The following is a 2,266-nucleotide window of genomic DNA, read 5'->3' as shown; positions in this document are numbered from 1 at the left end:
ACCCTGCAGCATACAGCCATAGCGAGTTGCAACCGCATCAAACCACCCCATCCTGCGAGGCCGTCCCGTTGTAGCACCAAATTCTCCGGCATCTCCGCCTCGTTTCCGAAGTTCATCTGCCTCTTCGCCGTCTAGTTCAGATACAAATGGTCCCGCTCCAACGCAGCTGGAGTACGCCTTAACTACAGACATTACACGTGTTATAGCATATGCAGGCAATCCTGCACCTACAGGAGCAAAACCCGCCAACGTTGATGACGACGTTGAATAAGGATAAATACCATGATCCGGATCACGAAGCGCGCCAAGTTGGCCCTCTAGCAATATATTTTCTCCGCGGCCATAGGCATCATGCAGCAGCTTAGTCGTATCACATAGAAATGGCCTAAGCTTTTCTGCTTGTTCAAGGAGCTCCGGGATTAGTTCACTTGGCTGAATAGGCTCACGCCCATACAAATACTCTAAGAGTACATTTTTCGATGCTAATGTTTGCTCCAATCGCTGCAATAATCTCTCCCGAGCGTACAAATCAGCGACTTGAACACCAAGCTTTGCGTATTTATCTGCATAAAAAGGAGCGATCCCACGTTTAGTCGAGCCGAATCCGCTCGCTCCTAACCGTTCTTCTTCCAACTCATCAAATAATCGATGAATAGACAGTACTACCTGCGTCCGCTCCGATATGCGAATTTTCGGTTCTGGCACGCCTCTAGCTACCAGTTCTGACAGCTCCCGCAGCAAAACCTCAATATCAAGCGCCGTACCTGGTCCAATAACATTCGTTACCTCTGGATAAAACACGCCAGAAGGCAGCATATGCAGCGCAAATTTTCCGTACTCATTTATAATCGTATGTCCTGCATTGCTGCCGCCTTGGTATCGCACTACATATGAAGACGTCGCTGCAAGCACATCCGTCATCTTGCCTTTACCTTCGTCTCCCCAATTGGCCCCTACAATTGCTGTAACTGTCAATAAAATCGCCTCCCGATCTTGTTTTTAACTCCCATCTATCATTATAATTACCGTAATAACATTAGAATAATTCATATTACTAATATCAAGTATAAGAAGAGGTAATGACTTATGACCGTCAATATGGAATGGTACCGTGTTTTTTATTGGACAGCCAAAACAGGGAGCTTATCAAAAGCTGCAGAACAGCTATTTATTACACAACCTGCGGTTAGTCATACTATTAAGCAGCTTGAAGCAAAATTAAATGGGCAGTTATTTTTTCGCACTTCAAAAGGAGTTAAGCTTACTGCGGAGGGCCAAGTATTATACCAATACATCGAGCAAGCCTTTAGCTTTATTCAATCAGGTGAAAGACAGCTCTCCGAAATGCACAGCCTTCAAATCGGAGAGATCAATATTGGCGCTAGCGATACACTATGTAAATATTACTTAATGCCTCATTTGGAACACTTTCATGCACAGTATCCCCAAATCCGTATCCGAGTAACCAACCGGACTACACCCGAAACAATTGCTTTGCTTAAGGAAGGGAAAATTGATTTCGGAATCGTCCACCTGCCGGCTGCTGATAAGCAGGTATGTTTCAAGGAAAGCATGTTATTACAAGACTGCTTGGTTGGTGGTCATCAGTATGCATCACTTGCGAAGCAAACGCTCCAACTTGAAGATATACGAAATTATCCTCTACTCTTACTGGAAAACGGCAGCAGCACACGAGCGTTTCTCGATGCTTATGCATCGGAGCAGGGGGTCAAACTAGAGCCTGAGCTTGAGTTAGGCAGCAATGATTTGCTTACCCAATTTGCTCGCAGCGGATTTGGACTAGCCTTCCTAATTCGCAACTATGTAACGGAGGAATTAGCTGCCGGCGAGCTTGTTGAAATCCCAGTACTCCCGCCTATACCACAACGAAGCATCGGTATTGCGACGCTGCGAGGGGTACCCCTATCTGCCTCCGCCAAACGATTTCTTGATCTGCTGCCATGAATATGAAAACAATCCTTTATTAAGTGTCTTTCCTGCCATAGCTGCGCGCGAAACTTTTCATTTTATTGTATGCGCCACGATCAATATTTTTAATCGGATAGAACTGAGGATGATTCGTATTCACTTCCAGTACCCATAGTTTTTGTTTATTATCTAAAGCAAAATCAACACCCATCTCATGCATACCTGAGCGTTTCTTGCTTAACGTTTTGGCAATTTCGAGTGCGGCCCGCTTCATCTTTTTAATTCGGCCGCTTGTTTTAGAAGCGGAAATCCCCTGCTTCTTCCCTAGCTGCTGCAT

Annotated in this window: 3 protein-coding genes; 1 reads left to right on the top strand and 2 read right to left on the bottom strand. The window is 45.2% G+C overall.

Annotation, left to right across the window (positions count from 1 at the left end; genetic code table 11):
- Window positions 1-975, bottom strand: a 975-nt coding sequence (locus tag AC1DWN_RS32415) for an adenylosuccinate synthetase (protein ID WP_477562954.1), incomplete at its 3' end; no start/stop codon positions are given.
- A gap of 111 nt (window positions 976-1,086) precedes the next feature.
- On the opposite strand from AC1DWN_RS32415, the gene AC1DWN_RS32410 reads away from it, so the two are divergent.
- Window positions 1,087-1,965 carry a LysR family transcriptional regulator gene (locus tag AC1DWN_RS32410; RefSeq protein WP_477562953.1) on the top strand — a complete coding sequence of 293 codons (879 nt, stop codon included), beginning with the start codon at window positions 1,087-1,089 and terminating at the stop codon, window positions 1,963-1,965.
- A gap of 19 nt (window positions 1,966-1,984) precedes the next feature.
- Here AC1DWN_RS32410 and AC1DWN_RS32405 read toward each other — a convergent pair.
- Window positions 1,985-2,266: YheC/YheD family protein (locus tag AC1DWN_RS32405; RefSeq protein ID WP_477562952.1), on the bottom strand; the 282-nt coding region annotated here is incomplete at its 5' end.

Source organism: Paenibacillus sp. P4_A7 (assembly GCF_056402455.1).
The sequence above is the reverse complement of the archived record's forward strand: the minus strand, read 5'-3'. Positions and strand labels throughout refer to the sequence as shown.